Origin of the sequence: Saccharopolyspora gregorii (assembly GCF_024734405.1) — a bacterium.
Classification (GTDB): domain Bacteria; phylum Actinomycetota; class Actinomycetes; order Mycobacteriales; family Pseudonocardiaceae; genus Saccharopolyspora_C; species Saccharopolyspora_C gregorii.
The window spans coordinates 5,042,091-5,055,749 of sequence record NZ_CP059556.1 but is presented as its reverse complement, the minus strand read 5'-3'; the positions used below and the strand labels follow the sequence as shown (position 1 = coordinate 5,055,749).

The window sequence follows — 13,659 nt, the reverse complement described above, 5'->3', positions numbered from 1 at the left end:
CTGCGCGGTGATCAGCCGTGCAGGCCGCATTCGGTCTTCGACGTGCCCGCCCAGCGGCCGCTGCGCGGATCGGCACCCGGCGCGGGCTTCGCCGTGCACGGCGCGCAGCCGATCGACGGGTAGCCGGCGGGCACCAGCGGGTTCACCAGCACCCCGTGCCGCTCGATGTAGGAGTCCATCTCCTCGTCGCTCCACGGCGCGATCGGGTTGATCTTGACCAGGCCGTTGCGGTCGTCCCAGGTCACGATCGGCGTGCCCGCCCGGGTCGGGGCCTCCACCCGGCGCACGCCGGTCACCCACGCCTCGTAGCGGGCCAGCGTGTTGCGCAGCGGCACCACCTTGCGCAGGAAGCAGCAGCGGCCCGGGTCGCGGTCGTGCAGCTTCGGGCCCTCCGCGGCGTCCTGCTCGGCGACCGACTGCTCCGCCTTCGCGTCGACGATGTTCACGTCGTAGACCTGGGCGACCGCGTCGCGGGTGCCGATCGTCTCGGCGAAGTGGTAGCCGGTCTCCAGGAACAGCACGTCGACTCCCGGCTGCGCCTTCGCCGCCAGGTCCACCAGCACCGCGTCCTGCATGTTCGAGGCGACGATCAGGCCGTCGCCGAAGGTGTCCGCGGCCCAGCGCAGCGCCTCCTCGGCGCTCGCCTCCGCCAGCCGCGGGGCGGCCTCCTCGACCAGCGCGCGCAGCTCCTCATCGCTGCGGCGCACGCCCAGGCCGGTGGGGAAGTCGGTGGTGGTCTCGGCAGTCATGGGATCTCCGTCTCCTCAGCCGCTCGCCAGTCCGACGAGCCGAACGGTGAACACCCGCAGGCACGCCTCGCACTTCCAGGCGCCCGCGGGTTCGGCCTGCGGAACCAGCTCCTCGTCCCCGCAATACGGGCAGTAGAACGGGACCGCCCGGCCCTCCGGGGCGGCCCCGCCTTCCGGTCCGGACGTCACTTGAGCGCGTCCTCGTCGGCCCGCGCCACCCACTGGGCGAAGCGCTCGCCGTCCGTGCGCTGGCCCAGGTAGTTGCGCACCAGGCGCTCCACGTAGTCGCCGAGGTCCGCCGAGGTCACCTTGTGCCCGCGGATCTTGCGGCCGAACCCGGCGTCCAGGCCGAGCCCGCCGCCCAGGTGCACCTGGAAGCCCTCCACCTGGTTGCCCTCGTCGTCGCGCACCATCTGCCCCTTGAGGCCGATGTCCGCGGTCTGCGTGCGGGCGCACGCGTTCGGGCAGCCGTTCAGGTTGATCGTCACCGGGTCCCGGACGTCGCCCTGCACGTCCGCCAGCCGCTGCTCCAGATCACCGATCAGGTCGATGGCGCGCTGCTTGGTCTCGACGATCGCCAGCTTGCAGAACTCGATGCCCGTGCACGCCATCACGTTGCGCCGCCACGGCGTCGGGGCGCTGTGCAGGCCCAGCCCCGCCAGGTCCGACACCAGGCCGTCGACCTGCTGCTGCGGCACGTCCAGCACCAGCAGGTTCTGCTCCACCGTGGTGCGCACCCGGGACGAGCCGACGCGCTCCGCGGCCTTCGCGATCTCCACCAGGGTCGACCCGCTGACCCGGCCCGCCTGCGACTTCACGCCCACGTAGAAGTTGCCGTCGACCTGCGGGTTCACCCCGAGGTGGTCGCGGTGGCCGCCCGGCGTCTCCGGCGCGGGCCCGTCCAGCAGCTTGCGGCCCAGGTACTCGTCCTCGATGACCTGCCGCGTCTTCTCCGCGCCCCAGTCGTCCACCAGGAACTTCAACCGGGCCCGGTGCCGCAGCCTGCGGTAGCCGTAGTCGCGGAACAGGGAGGTCACCGCGTGCCAGACCTCGGCGGCCTCCTCGATCGGCACCCACGCGCCCAGCCGCACCGCCAGCTTCGGGTTCGTCGACAGCCCGCCGCCGACCCACAGGTCGAAACCGGGGCCGTGCTCCGGGTGCACCACGCCGACCAGCGAGATGTCGTTGATCTCGGGGACCGTGTCCCAGCGCGGCGACCCGCTGATCGCGGTCTTGAACTTCCGCGGCAGGTTGGACAGCGACTTGTCCCCGATGTAGCGCTCGGTGATCTCCTTGATCGCCGGGGTGGCGTCGATGATCTCGTCCGCGGCCACCCCCGCCACCGGCGAACCCAGCAGCACGCGCGGGCAGTCCCCGCACGCCTCCGTCGTGTAGAGGCCCACCGCCTCCAGCTTCTCCCAGATCGTGGGCACGTCCTCGACCCGGATCCAGTGCAGCTGGATGTTCTGCCGGTCGGTGATGTCCGCGGTGTCCCGGGCGTAGGTCTGCGAGATCTCGCCGATCACCCGCAGCTGCTCCGTGGTCAGTGCCCCGCCGTCCACGCGCACCCGCATCATGAAGTAGGAGGCGTCGAGCTCCTCCGGTTCGATCGTGCCCGTGCGCGCGCCCGGGATGCCCTCGGCGCGCTGCGTGTACAGGCCCCACCAGCGGAACCGGCCGCGCAGGTCGGCCGGGTCGATCGAATCGAACCCGCCGTGCTGGTAGATCGTCTCGATGCGGTGGCGGACGTTGAGCGGGTTGTCGTCCTTCTTCGACCGCTCGTTGGCGTTCAACGGCTCCCGGTAGCCGAGCGCCCACTGCCCCTCACCACGCGTCTTGCCCTTGCGGGCTGGGGTGCGGCGCTCGGTGCGGCTCTGAGCTTCCGTCGGGGGGACCATGGCCCGACCTCCGTGGTGGTGGATGAGGCGCTCGCGACCACACCGCGCGGAGCCCACGGAAGAAGGGGCGTTCGCAGTCGGCGTGCTCCCGGCGCCGACTGGACAGTTCGGAACGCAGCGGCGGGATCAGCCCGTGGAACGGCACAGCGCGCTGGAGACTCGTCGCAGATCCACGTAGCGACGAGCGACCAGCAGCAACTTCGCAGGCGCACCCATGACGGCCAGCGTGCCACGCGTCCACCCTGTGGTCCAACATCAACCGAATACTGAGACGTGGGTTAAAAAGGGTTGTCCGAGGAACCTTGCTGAGCTGGTCGGGTGGCGGAACCTCAGCGCTTCCCTCGCTGCGGGATCGATTTCACCGGTGGCTCCGCCACAGGAGAAATCGCTTTCCTCGCGAGGAAAGCGCTGAGAACCCGCGGGGGGTCCTGCTGCGTGCGTGGTCGCTGCTCAGCGGCTTCGCCGCTGACAAGAGGAAGGCTGGAAGTGCTCTCAGCTGGGGTTGGGCCGGGGTGGTCTCGGGGTTTGGGAGACTGGGGGTGTGCCTTCGCAGCTTCCGCCGGGTGAGCCGGCTCCGTCGGACGGGTCACTGCCCGCCAGCGCCCTGAACGGGCTCGGCGAGCGGCCGTTCGGCGTGTACGTGCACGTCCCGTTCTGCGCCACCCGCTGCGGCTACTGCGACTTCAACACCTACACCGCCGACGAGCTCGGGCCCGCCGGTGGCTTCGGGGACTGGCTGGAAGCGCTGCGCGCCGAACTCGACCTCGGCGCCCGGGTGCTCGCCGCGGGCGGCGGGACCGTGCCCGCCGCGCAGACCGTGTTCGTCGGCGGCGGCACCCCCTCGCTGCTCGGCGCCGAACGGCTCGCGGCCGTGCTGACCGCCGTCCGGAACTCCTTCGGGCTCACCGCCGACGCGGAGGTCACCACCGAGTCCAACCCCGAGTCGACCTCGCCCGAGTTCTTCGCCGCCCTCCGCGCCGGCGGTTACGACCGGGTGTCGCTGGGCATGCAGTCCGCCGCCGCGCACGTGCTGCGCATCCTGGAGCGCAACCACACCCCCGGGCGCGCGGCCGACGCCGCGAAGGAAGCGCGGGCCGCCGGGTTCGAGCACGTCAACCTCGACCTCATCTACGGCACCCCGGGTGAGAGCGACGACGACCTGCGCGCCTCGCTGGCCGCGGTGCTCGACGCCGGGGTCGACCACGTCTCCGCCTACTCGCTGATCGTCGAGGACGGCACCGCGATGGCCCGCAAGGTCCGCCGCGGCGAGCTGCCGATGCCGGACGAGGACGTGCTCGCCGACCGCTACGAGATCATCGACTCGACGCTGTCCGGCGCCGGGCTGGGCTGGTACGAGGTCTCCAACTGGGCCACCGGCGAGTCCGCGCGCTGCGCGCACAACCTCGGCTACTGGCGGGGCGGCGACTGGTGGGGCGCCGGACCCGGCGCGCACAGCCACGTCGGCGGCGTGCGCTGGTGGAACGTTAAGCACCCCGGCCGCTACTCGGCACTGCTCGCCGACGGCCGCTCGCCCGCGCACGCCCGCGAACTGCTCGACGACGAGGACCGGCGCATCGAGCGGATCATGCTGGAGCTGCGCGTCGCCGAAGGCGTCCCCACGTCCGCGCTCACCTCCGACGGCGTGCTCGCCGCGAAGGAGGCCGTCGCCGACGGGCTGCTGCGCGCCGACGCGCTCGACGCCGGCCGCTGCGCGCTCACCGACCGCGGCAGGCTGCTCGCCGACGCCGTCGTCCAGCGCCTGCTGTGACCGTTCTCCCACCCCCGCTGCCCGGCGGGTGCGGCCCCGCCCGGCTCGCGGCGTCGGAACACGGGTTCGAGGACCGTAAACTCGACGGTGAGCACCGCGAGCGGTGCGCGGCGTGGCGCGATGCGGAGGTGACGAGGTGAACGCCGATCAACGGCGGTTCGAGGTCCTGCGGGCGATCGTGGCCGACTTCGTGTCGACGAACGAACCGGTCGGGTCCAAGGCCCTGGTCGACCGGCACAACCTGGGCGTCTCCAGCGCCACCGTGCGCAACGACATGGCCGCCCTGGAGGAGGAAGGCCTCATCGTCCAGCCGCACACCAGCGCCGGACGCGTGCCGACCGACGCCGGGTACCGGCTGTTCGTGGACCGGCTGCACGAGATCAAACCGCTCACCGCGGCCGAGCGGCGGGCCATCGGCGCCTTCCTGGAGGGCGCCCTCGACCTCGACGACGTGATGCGCCGCAGCGTGCGGCTGCTCGCGCAGCTCACCCAGCAGGTCGCCGTCGTGCAGTACCCCACGCTGACCCGCTCCACGGTGCGCCACGTCGAGGTCGTCACCATCACCCCGGCCCGCCTGATGCTGGTGCTCATCACCGACACCGGCCGGGTGGACCAGCGGATGGTCGACCTCGGCGACGTGATCAGCGACGACGACGTGGCGCGGATGCGCAACGTGCTGAACTCGGCGATGACCGAGAAGCGGCTCGCGGACGCCTCGGCGGCCGTGGCCGAACTGCCCGACCAATCACCGCCCGAACTGCGCGACGCCATGACCCGCGTCGCCAGCGTGCTCATCGAATCCCTCGTGGAACATCCCGAGGAACGCATGGTGCTCGGCGGCACCCCCAACCTGACCCGCAACGTCACCGACTTCCCCAACTCGCTGCGCCAAGTGCTCGAAGCGCTGGAGGAGCAGGTCGTGGTGCTGAAGCTGCTCGCGGCGGCCCGCGACTCGCGGACCGTGACGGTGCGCATCGGGATGGAGAACGAGGCCGCGGAGATGCAGACCACCTCGGTGGTGTCCACCGGCTACGGCACGCATGGGATGGTGCTGGGTGGCATGGGTGTCGTCGGCCCCACCCGGATGGACTATCCGGGAACCATGGCGGCGGTGCGTGCCGTTGCCGCTTACGTGGGTGAGATCCTGGCAGGCCGTTGACGCCTGACCGGGTGAATGGATCCACCCGCTGAACTCGCAGACCGAGCAGAGGAAGAACGCACAAGGTGGCCAGGGACTATTACGGGACCCTCGGGGTGGCCAAGGACGCTACGCCGGAGCAGATCAAGCGCGCGTACCGCAAGCTCGCCCGGGAATTGCACCCCGACGTGAACCAGGAAGCCGGTGCCCAGGAGCGGTTCCGCGATGTGACGACCGCCTACGAGGTGCTGTCCGACCCGAAGAAGCGCCAGGTCGTGGACCTCGGCGGCGACCCGCTCTCGCAGGGCGGTGGCGACGGCGGCATGGGTGGCGACCCGTTCGCCGGGTTCGGCGGTCTCGGCGACATCATGGACGCCTTCTTCGGCGGCTCCGGCGGCGGAGGCGGCGGCCGCGGCCCGCGCAGCCGGGTCCAGCCCGGATCCGACGCGCTGCTGCGGCTCGAACTCACCCTGGAGGAGTGCGCCAGCGGCGTGAACCGGGACATCACCGTGGACACCGCGGTGCTGTGCGACTCCTGCGACGGCGGTGGCTCCCGCGCGGGCAGCGCGCCCTCGACCTGCGACACCTGCGGTGGCCGCGGCGAGGTCCAGTCCGTGCAGCGCTCCTTCCTCGGCCAGGTCATGACCTCCCGCCCCTGCCCGGTGTGCCGCGGCTTCGGCGAGGTCATCACCGACCCGTGCCAGCAGTGCGGCGGCGACGGCCGGGTGCGCGAACGCCGCACCATCACCGTGAAGATCCCCGCGGGTGTCGGCGACGGCATGCGGGTGCGGCTCGCCGGTGAGGGCGAAGTGGGCCCCGGCGGCGGTCCGGCGGGCGACCTGTTCGTCGAAGTGGAGGAACTGCCGCACGAGCGGTTCATCCGCGACGGCGCCGACCTGCACTGCAACGTCGAAGTGCCGATGACCGCGGCGGCGCTGGGCACGGTGCTCACCCTGGAGACCCTGGACGGCACCGAGGAGCTCACCGTCGAACCCGGCACCCAGCCCGGCACCGAGCACGTGCTCACCGGCCGCGGGTTGCCGAAGCTGCGCTCCAACGGGCGGGTCAGCGGGCACGGCGACCTGCACGTGCACCTCGACGTCCAGGTGCCGACCCGGCTCGACGAGGGGCAGGCCGAACTGCTGCGGCAGCTCGCGGCGCTGCGCGGCGAGGAGCAGCCGGAGCCGACGGTGACCGCGAACGGGAACGGGCAGCGCCAGGGCCTCTTCTCCCGCTTCAAGTCCTTCGGCCACAAGTGAGCCCGCTCCCGGCCGGGGCCGAGTCCGGATCGTGATGTGGCGGGGCGGTCCGCCGCCCCGCACGGCACCAGTGCTGGTCAGGGCGGTTCGCCGGGTGTTCGCGGACTGCGCCGTCCCGGCGGTGGTGCCTCACCGGATCGGAGCCGGGATCACGGGTTCGTGCGTTTTCCAGCGCGGCCGGGTGACGTGGGGTTACCGTGAAGCACACGCCTGGGGGTCACGGGTCGACCCCCTAGGTGGCTCGCGGAGCGAGCCCAACCGGGCGCTCGCCGGACAACCCCCCCTCGGTCCGGCGAGGCCGCGCCGTAGCCGGGCAACCCCCAGCCCCACTACGGCGCGGCATCCGGTCGGGGGATCTCCCCGCGGCGGTCCCGGAGCAGGGGCGTTCGCCCGCGGGGCCGTTCCCGGCGGATAGCCTTCCCGGCATGACCGACAGCGACCTGGACTCCCTGTTCCTGCGCATCATCGCCGGCGAGATCCCCGCGGACGTCGTCCACGACTCCGAGCGGGTCCTCGCGATCCGCGACATCAACCCGCAGGCGCCCACCCACGTGCTCGTGGTGCCGAAGACCCGCTACCGCAACGCCGCCGAGCTCGCCACCGCCGAGCCGGACCTGCTGGCCGAGCTGGTGCGGGTGGCCGGGGAGATCGCCGAGCGCGAGGGCATCGCCGAATCCGGGTACCGGCTGCTGTTCAACACCAACGAGGACGCCGGGCAGACCATCTTCCACGTGCACCTGCACCTGCTGGGCGGCGAACCGCTCGGCGGCCTCACCGGCGGCCCGATCAAGGGCTAGGACGCCGCCGGGCGGCCGGATCGGCGGCGCAACCGCCTCGCCGGTTGCTCTACCATCGATAGCGGGAAAGACGACCGACTTCGCGCGCCGAGCGCAGAAAGCAGGCCCGAACACACGTGGCCGGAATCGCAGCGGGTGGATCCGCCCAGTCCGGACAGCAGCAGTCCAGGGACGACCAGCAGGACCGCGTACCGCAGGACGGGACCGAGCAGGACACGACCGCCCGGAACGGCACGACGCCGACCGGCACCGGCCCGGAACCCGAGCAGTCGAACCTCTCCGCCCAGCACCTGTCCGCGCAGCACGCGCGCGACCGTTCGGTGCGGTCGAAGGTGACGGTCCCGGACAGCGCGGTGCTCGCGCTGGTCGGCACCCGCGACGCGAACCTGCGGGTCGTCGAGGAACTCCTCACCGCCGACGTGCACGTGCGCGGCAACGAGGTCACCCTCACCGGCGACCCGGCTGACGTGGCCTTCGGCGAACGGGTGTTCTCCGAGCTCATCACCGTGGTGGACAAGGGCGGCCAGCTCGGCCCGGATGCCGTGCGCCGCGTGGTGGGCATGCTCTCGGCCGACAGCGGTGAATCGCCCGCCGCGGTGCTCAGCCTGGACATCCTGTCCCGGCGGGGCCGCACGATCCGCCCGAAGACGCTGAACCAGAAGCACTACGTGGACGCGATCGACCAGAACACCGTGGTGTTCGGCATCGGTCCCGCGGGCACCGGCAAGACCTACCTGGCGATGGCGAAGGCAGTGCAGGCGCTGCAGGCCAAGCAGGTCAACCGGATCATCCTGACCAGGCCCGCGGTCGAGGCGGGGGAGCGGCTCGGCTACCTGCCGGGCACGCTGTACGAGAAGATCGACCCGTACCTGCGGCCGTTGTACGACGCGCTGCACGACATGATCGACCCCGAGTCGGTGCCGCGGCTCACCCAGGCGGGCACCATCGAGGTCGCGCCGCTGGCGTACATGCGCGGGCGCACCCTCAACGACGCGTTCATCATCCTCGACGAAGCGCAGAACACCACGCCGGAGCAGATGAAGATGTTCCTGACCCGGCTCGGGTTCGGCTCCCGCATCGTGGTCACCGGCGACGTCACCCAGGTCGACCTGCCCGGTGGGCAGCGCAGCGGCCTGAAGGTCGTCCGCGAGATCCTCGACGGGGTCGACGACGTGCACTTCGCCGTGCTCGACAGCGGGGACGTGGTCCGTCACCGCCTGGTCACCGACATTGTCAACGCCTACGACCGCTGGCAGGCCGAGCAGGACGCGGACTCCGAGCAGTTCCCGCGCCGCTCCGGCCGCGGCGGTCAGTTCCGGGAACACGCATGAGCATCGAAATCGCCAACGAATCCGGGGTCGAGGTCGACGAGGGCACCATCGTGTCCGTCGCCCGCTACGCGCTGGACCGGATGAGCGTCAGCCAGCTCGCCGAGCTGTCCATCGTGCTGGTCGAGCTGAACGTCATGTCCGACCTGCACGAGCGCTGGATGGACCTGCCCGGCCCGACCGACGTGATGGCCTTCCCGATGGACGAGTACGACTCGTCCCGCCGCCCGGACGCGGCCGGTTCCGGGCCCGCGCTGCTCGGCGACATCGTGCTGTGCCCCGCGTTCGCGAAGGACCAGGCCCGCAAGGCCGGGCATCCGCTGATCGACGAACTGCACCTGCTCACGGTGCACGGGGTGCTGCACCTGCTCGGCTACGACCACGCGGAGCCGGAGGAGGAGCGCGAGATGTTCGGGCTGCAGAACCGGATCCTCGCCGACTACCGGACCGCTCGGGACGAGGCCGAGCGGGCCGCCGCGCAGCACGACGCGGACTCCCGCGTGCTGGGAACCGTGGGACTGGACCCGGGCACCGCGCCCGAGGTCCCCCGCGACTGAGGGGGAACGCGCAGATGAGTTCGGCCGCACTGCTGGTGTGGGCTGTGCTGCTGGTCCTGGGAGCCGGGGTGTTCGCCGCCGCCGACGCGGCCGTCGGCAGCGCCTCCCGCGCCCGGGTGGAGGAGCTGCTGCGGGAGAACCGCAGCGGGGCCAGGCAGCTGGCGTTGGTGCTGGAGGACCGTCCGCGGCACGTCAACCTGCTGATCCTGCTGCGGCTGGCCTGCGAGCTGGGCGCCACCGTGCTGGTCGCGGTCGTGGTGCTGCGCGTGGTGGAGTCGGACGCGTTGGCGGCGCTGCTCGCGATCCTGATCATGCTGGTGGTCTCGTACGTGCTGGTCGGCGTCGGCCCGCGCACCATCGGCAGGCAGCACCCGTACGGGGTCGGCCTGCTGGTCGCGGCGCCGGTGCGGGTGCTGGCGCGGGTGCTGAACCCGCTGACCCGGCTGCTGATCCTGATCGGCAACGGCCTCACCCCCGGGCGCGGGTTCCGCGAGGGCCCGTTCTCCTCGGAGGTGGAGCTGCGCGAGCTGGTCGACCTGGCCGGGGAGCGCGGCGTCGTCGCCGCCGGGGAACGCGAGATGATCCACTCGGTGTTCGAGTTCGGCGACACCATCGCCCGCGAGGTGATGGTGCCCCGCACCGAGATCGTCTGGATCGAACGCGCCAAGTCCGCCCGCCAAGCCCTCGCGCTGTGCCTGCGCTCCGGGTTCTCCCGGGTGCCGGTGATCGGCGACAGCGTGGACGACGTGGTGGGCGTGGTGACGTTGCGCGACCTCACCCAGGCCCTCGCCGACGGCGGCGACCTGAACCAGCCGGGGCCGGAGCTGGGCGAGCTGATGCGCCCGGCGAGCTTCGTGCCGGACACCAAGCGCCTCGACGAGCTGCTCAAGGAGATGCAGCTGTCCCGCAGCCACCTGGCCATCGCCGTCGACGAGTACGGCGGCACCGCGGGCTTGCTTACCATCGAGGACGTGATCGAGGAGATCGTCGGAGAGATCACCGACGAGTCCGACCTGGAGGAGCACCGCCCGATCGAGCACCTGGAGGACGGCACCGTCCGGGTCTCCTCCCGGCTGCCGGTGGAGGACCTCGGCGCGCTGTGCGGGGTGGAGCTGGACGGATCCGAGGTGGAGACCGTCGGCGGCCTGCTCGCCCAGCGCCTCGGCCGGGTCCCGCTGCCCGGTGCCGAAGCCGAGATCGAAGGACTCCGGTTGCGCGCCGAAGGCGGCAAGGACCACCGCGGCCGCATCCGCATCAACGCGCTGCTCGTGCGCCGCGCGAACGGCGAGCCCGCATCGCACCGCGGTGCCGACCAGGAAGGAAGCAGCACCCGTGGCTGAGCAAGCGCCCCCGCAGGAACTGGACGCCGAGGACGCCAAGATCGTGACGCTGGCCCGGTCGGCCCGCGCGCGCACCGGCGCCGCCGAAGGCGCCGCGGTCCGCGACACCGACGGCCGCACCTACGCCGCCTGCACCGTCGAGCTGCCCTCGCTGCGGCTGACCGCGCTGCAGGTGGCGGTGGCCACCGCGGCCGCCAGCGGTGCCGAAGGGCTGGAGGCGGCCGCCGTCGTCACCGATGCCGCCGAGGTCTCCGCCGACTCCGTCGCCGCCGTCCGCGACCTCACCGCCGCCGCGCCGGTGCTGCGCGCCGACGCCGCGGGCGAGGTCCGGGGCGTGCTGCGCTGAACACCTGGTGAACGGTCCGCCCGCCGCCTCCGCCGGGGCGGGTGGGCCGCTCACCTCGTCGTCCGGCGACAATGGGCGGGTGAGCAGCACTCCAGATGCCCCCGCCGAACACCGCTCCGGGTTCGCGTGCTTCGTCGGCCGCCCCAACGCCGGCAAGTCCACGCTGACCAACGCGCTGGTCGGTTCGAAGGTGGCGATCACCTCCAGCAAGCCCCAGACCACCCGCCACGCGATCCGCGGGATCGTGCACCGGCCCGACGCCCAGCTGATCATCGTGGACACGCCGGGCCTGCACCGGCCGCGCACCCTGCTCGGCCAGCGGCTCAACGACCTCGTCTACGAGACCTGGTCCGAAGTGGACGTCGTCGGGTTCTGCGTGCCCGCGGACCAGAAGGTCGGGCCCGGCGACAAGTTCATCGCCGAGCAGCTCAAGAAGGTCGCCCGCCGCACCCCGGTGCTCGGCGTCATCACCAAGACCGACCTGGCCACCAAGCAGCAGGTCGCCGAGCAGCTGCTCGCCCTGCAGCAGGTGATGGACTTCGCCGATCTGGTCCCGGTGTCCGCTGTGGACTCCTACCAGATGGACACCCTCGGTGACCTGCTGGTGGGCCACCTGCCGGAAGGCCCGCAGCTGTACCCGGACGGCGAGCTCACCGACGAGCCGGAGGAGACGCTGATCGCGGAGATGATCCGCGAGGCCGCGTTGGAAGGCGTGCGCGACGAGCTCCCGCACTCGCTGGCCGTCCGCATCGAGGAGATGAACCAGCGCAAGGACCGCGACGACCTGGTGGACGTGCACGCGATCGTCTACGTGGAGCGGCAGAGCCAGAAGTCGATCGTGATCGGCCGCAAGGGCGAGCGGCTGCGCGAGGTCGGGTCCAACGCTCGCCAGCACATCCAGAAGCTGCTGGGCAGCAAGATCTACCTGGACCTGCACGTGAAGGTCGCCAAGGACTGGCAGCGCGACCCGAAGCAGCTGCGGAGGCTGGGATTCTGATCCCGCGGAGTTCGACTTCGCAACGGACTGCGCAAGATTTCCCGGATCGGCCGCGGTGGCGAGTTGCGCTCGGGTAATTTCCTGCCCGGCCTCCTCAGAGCGCTGCCATTCCACCCGATCGAAGGATTGTCTCCGTGACCAACCCGTATGGCGGGCCGCCGTCCGGCCCGCAGCCGCAGCAGCCCTACGGGCAACAGCCGTACCCGCAGTCGGGAGGCCAGCCCCAGCAGCCCTATCCGCAGTCCGGCCCGATGCCGCAACAGCCCGCGCCCTACGGCCAGCAGCCGTACGGCCAGCAGCCGTACGGCCAGCAGCCGTACGGCCAGCCGGGCTACGGGCAGCAGCCCCAGCAGCCGTACGGGCAGCCGGGCTACGGCTACGGGCACCCCGGTCCGTTCTCCGAGTGGGGGACCCGGGTGCTGGGGTACCTGATCGACGGGGCGCTCGTCGGCGTGCCCTACTTGATCGTCTACGGGATCACCTTCGCGAGCGTCATGGGCTCCGCTTCGTCGATCACCACCGAAGCCGAAGCGCTGTCCATGATCAGCACCGTGTACACGGTCCTCGGAATCTTCGGGCTGATCGCGATGGCGTTCAACATCTGGAACCTCTGCTACAAGCGCGGGACCACCGGGCAGACCATCGGGCAGAAGATCGTCAAGATCAAGACCGTCAGCGAGGAGACCGGGCAGCCCCTCGGCTTCGGCGGCGCGTTCCTGCGCCAGCTCTGCCACATCCTGGACGGGCTGCCCTGCTCGATCGGCTTCCTCGCCCCGCTGTGGGAGCAGAAGAACCAGACCTGGGCCGACAAGATCGTCAAGTCCGTCGTCGTCCCGGCCGACCCCGCGCCGACCGGCGGCTACCCGCAGCAGCCCGGCTACCCGGCGCAGCCCGGTTACCCGCAGCAGGGCGGTTACCCCCAGCAGGGCGGTTACCCGGGCCAGCAGCAGCCCGGTTACCCGCAGCAGCAGCAGCCGCCGCAGCAGTGGTGAGCATCGAGTGAGCGGGCTGCTGCGAGCGGCCACCTCCCCGCTTCGTCGCGCGCCCCGGACGACCCGCCTCGCGGCGGGAGCCGGGGCGCTCGGCTTGGTGCTGAGCGCCGGACTCGTCCCGCTGCCCTGCCCGCTGCTGTTCCTCACCGGCTTCGACTGCCCGTTCTGCGGCGGCAGCCGGATGCTCGGCGCGCTGCTGCACGGCGACCTGGCGCGCGCCGTCGACCTGAACGCCTTCGCCCTGGTGGTCGTGCTGCCGGTGGCGGTGCTGTTCCTGATCGCCTCGGCGCGCCAGGAGGTCCGCGGCATCCCGTCGGCCTGGCTGGTCGGCCGCCCCGGCCGCTGGGCGGCGAACGCGGTGCTGGCCGCCGCCGTGGTGTGGGGCGTGGTGCGCAACCTCCCCGGTTTCGAGGCGCTGCGGGCCTGATCCCGCGGGCACCCGGCGTTCCGGCCGGACGCTCACCCGGAGCAGCCGGGTCGCCCGGTAGTG

Annotated in this window: 15 protein-coding genes; 11 read left to right on the top strand and 4 right to left on the bottom strand. The window is 71.8% G+C overall.

Going from position 1 to position 13,659, the window contains the following annotated elements; genetic code table 11:
- Window positions 1-11: 11 nt before the first annotated feature.
- The 4 genes from H1226_RS21935 to H1226_RS28380 form a co-directional block, all read right to left on the bottom strand.
- Window positions 12-749, bottom strand: a complete 738-nt coding sequence (locus tag H1226_RS21935) for a phosphoadenylyl-sulfate reductase (RefSeq protein ID WP_258342329.1) — start codon at window positions 747-749, stop codon at window positions 12-14.
- 15 nt (window positions 750-764) lie between these two features.
- Window positions 765-938: a hypothetical protein gene (locus tag H1226_RS21930; RefSeq protein ID WP_224962664.1), complete on the bottom strand. Its 174-nt coding sequence runs from the start codon at window positions 936-938 to the stop codon at window positions 765-767.
- A complete protein-coding gene (locus H1226_RS21925; protein WP_258342328.1) occupies window positions 935-2,647 on the bottom strand; it encodes a nitrite/sulfite reductase in 1,713 nt (570 codons plus the stop codon). The genes H1226_RS21930 and H1226_RS21925 overlap by 4 nt, the downstream gene beginning before the upstream one ends.
- 126 nt (window positions 2,648-2,773) lie before the next feature.
- Window positions 2,774-2,863 carry a putative leader peptide gene (locus H1226_RS28380; protein WP_358434363.1) on the bottom strand — a complete coding sequence of 30 codons (90 nt, stop codon included), beginning with the start codon at window positions 2,861-2,863 and terminating at the stop codon, window positions 2,774-2,776.
- A 325-nt stretch (window positions 2,864-3,188) separates the two neighbouring features.
- On the opposite strand from H1226_RS28380, the gene hemW reads away from it, so the two are divergent.
- The 11 genes from hemW (at window position 3,189) to H1226_RS21870 (ending at window position 13,596) form a co-directional block, all read left to right on the top strand.
- Window positions 3,189-4,415, top strand: coding sequence for a radical SAM family heme chaperone HemW (gene hemW, locus H1226_RS21920; RefSeq protein ID WP_258342327.1), 1,227 nt, complete (start codon window positions 3,189-3,191; stop codon window positions 4,413-4,415).
- Window positions 4,416-4,551: 136 nt separating this feature from the next.
- The gene (gene hrcA / locus H1226_RS21915; protein ID WP_224962658.1) at window positions 4,552-5,574 is read left to right on the top strand and encodes a heat-inducible transcriptional repressor HrcA; all 1,023 of its coding nucleotides are present in this window, start codon (window positions 4,552-4,554) and stop codon (window positions 5,572-5,574) included.
- A gap of 65 nt (window positions 5,575-5,639) precedes the next feature.
- On the top strand, window positions 5,640-6,812 hold the full coding sequence (gene dnaJ / locus H1226_RS21910) for a molecular chaperone DnaJ (RefSeq protein ID WP_258342326.1): 1,173 nt from the start codon (window positions 5,640-5,642) through the stop codon (window positions 6,810-6,812).
- Window positions 6,813-7,237: 425 nt separating this feature from the next.
- The gene (locus H1226_RS21905; RefSeq protein WP_224959452.1) at window positions 7,238-7,609 is read left to right on the top strand and encodes a histidine triad nucleotide-binding protein; all 372 of its coding nucleotides are present in this window, start codon (window positions 7,238-7,240) and stop codon (window positions 7,607-7,609) included.
- A 290-nt stretch (window positions 7,610-7,899) separates the two neighbouring features.
- The gene (locus H1226_RS21900; protein ID WP_258349476.1) at window positions 7,900-8,940 is read left to right on the top strand and encodes a PhoH family protein; all 1,041 of its coding nucleotides are present in this window, start codon (window positions 7,900-7,902) and stop codon (window positions 8,938-8,940) included.
- Entirely contained in the window at window positions 8,937-9,494 is a 558-nt protein-coding gene (gene ybeY / locus H1226_RS21895) for an rRNA maturation RNase YbeY (RefSeq protein ID WP_224959451.1), read from the top strand. The genes H1226_RS21900 and ybeY overlap by 4 nt, the downstream gene beginning before the upstream one ends.
- A 14-nt stretch (window positions 9,495-9,508) precedes the next feature.
- Entirely contained in the window at window positions 9,509-10,834 is a 1,326-nt protein-coding gene (locus H1226_RS21890; RefSeq protein WP_258342325.1) for a hemolysin family protein, read from the top strand.
- The gene (locus H1226_RS21885) at window positions 10,827-11,180 is read left to right on the top strand and encodes a cytidine deaminase (RefSeq protein WP_225045091.1); all 354 of its coding nucleotides are present in this window, start codon (window positions 10,827-10,829) and stop codon (window positions 11,178-11,180) included. The genes H1226_RS21890 and H1226_RS21885 overlap by 8 nt, the downstream gene beginning before the upstream one ends.
- A 79-nt stretch (window positions 11,181-11,259) precedes the next feature.
- On the top strand, window positions 11,260-12,177 hold the full coding sequence (era, locus tag H1226_RS21880) for a GTPase Era (protein ID WP_258342324.1): 918 nt from the start codon (window positions 11,260-11,262) through the stop codon (window positions 12,175-12,177).
- 134 nt (window positions 12,178-12,311) lie between these two features.
- Window positions 12,312-13,169: an RDD family protein gene (locus tag H1226_RS21875; RefSeq protein WP_258342323.1), complete on the top strand. Its 858-nt coding sequence runs from the start codon at window positions 12,312-12,314 to the stop codon at window positions 13,167-13,169.
- Between the two features lie 7 nt (window positions 13,170-13,176).
- The gene (locus tag H1226_RS21870) at window positions 13,177-13,596 is read left to right on the top strand and encodes a DUF2752 domain-containing protein (protein WP_258342322.1); all 420 of its coding nucleotides are present in this window, start codon (window positions 13,177-13,179) and stop codon (window positions 13,594-13,596) included.
- Window positions 13,597-13,659: the final 63 nt, after the last annotated feature.

Bases quoted from the DNA above. Each gene is read 5' to 3' on its own strand.
- H1226_RS28380 (WP_358434363.1), bottom strand. From the start codon at position 2,863: ATGGGTGCGCCTGCGAAGTTGCTGCTGGTCGCTCGTCGCTACGTGGAT.
- H1226_RS21925 (WP_258342328.1), bottom strand. From the start codon at position 2,647: ATGGTCCCCCCGACGGAAGCTCAGAGCCGCACCGAGCGCCGCACCCCA.
- H1226_RS21935 (WP_258342329.1), bottom strand. From the start codon at position 749: ATGACTGCCGAGACCACCACCGACTTCCCCACCGGCCTGGGCGTGCGC.
- H1226_RS21905 (WP_224959452.1), top strand. From the start codon at position 7,238: ATGACCGACAGCGACCTGGACTCCCTGTTCCTGCGCATCATCGCCGGC.
- H1226_RS21890 (WP_258342325.1), top strand. From the start codon at position 9,509: ATGAGTTCGGCCGCACTGCTGGTGTGGGCTGTGCTGCTGGTCCTGGGA.
- ybeY (WP_224959451.1), top strand. From the start codon at position 8,937: ATGAGCATCGAAATCGCCAACGAATCCGGGGTCGAGGTCGACGAGGGC.